Raw genomic sequence first — 548 nt, 5'->3', positions numbered from 1 at the left:
AGGATGAAACTGTTAATAAAAAAAGCCACCCTTTTACAAGGATGGCTTCTTTATGACTAACTCATAAGCTCATTACTGAGACTTAGTGATTAGTTCAATACGTTAGCAACAACACCAGCGCCTACAGTACGGCCGCCTTCACGAATTGCAAAGCGAAGACCTTTGTCCATAGCGATTGGGTGGATAAGCTCTACGCCCATCTCAACGTTATCACCAGGCATTACCATTTCAGTACCGTCTTGTAATTGGATTGCGCCAGTTACGTCAGTGGTACGGAAGTAGAACTGTGGACGATAGCCGTTTAGGAATGGTGTGTGACGACCACCCTCTTCTTTTGACAGTACGTATACTTCTGCGTCAAACTTGGTGTGAGGAGTGATTGAACCTGGCTTAGCTAGTACTTGGCCACGTTGTACGTCTTCACGCTTAGTACCACGTAGTAGTACGCCACAGTTTTCGCCTGCACGACCTTCGTCAAGCAGTTTACGGAACATCTCTACACCAGTACAGGTGGTTTTTTGAGTGTCACGGATACCAACGATTTCGAT

At 45.8% G+C, this 548-nt stretch carries 1 protein-coding gene; it reads right to left on the bottom strand.

Annotation, left to right across the window (positions count from 1 at the left end; genetic code table 11):
• Positions 1-89 precede the first annotated feature (89 nt).
• Positions 90-548, bottom strand: a 459-nt coding sequence (locus tag JMX93_RS14285; protein ID WP_499205094.1) for an EF-Tu C-terminal domain-related protein, incomplete at its 5' end; no start/stop codon positions are given.

It is taken from the genome of Psychrobacter muriicola 2pS (genome assembly GCF_904846535.1).
Classification (GTDB): Bacteria; Pseudomonadota; Gammaproteobacteria; order Pseudomonadales; family Moraxellaceae; genus Psychrobacter; species Psychrobacter aquimaris.
The sequence above is the reverse complement of the archived record's forward strand: the minus strand, read 5'-3'. Positions and strand labels throughout refer to the sequence as shown.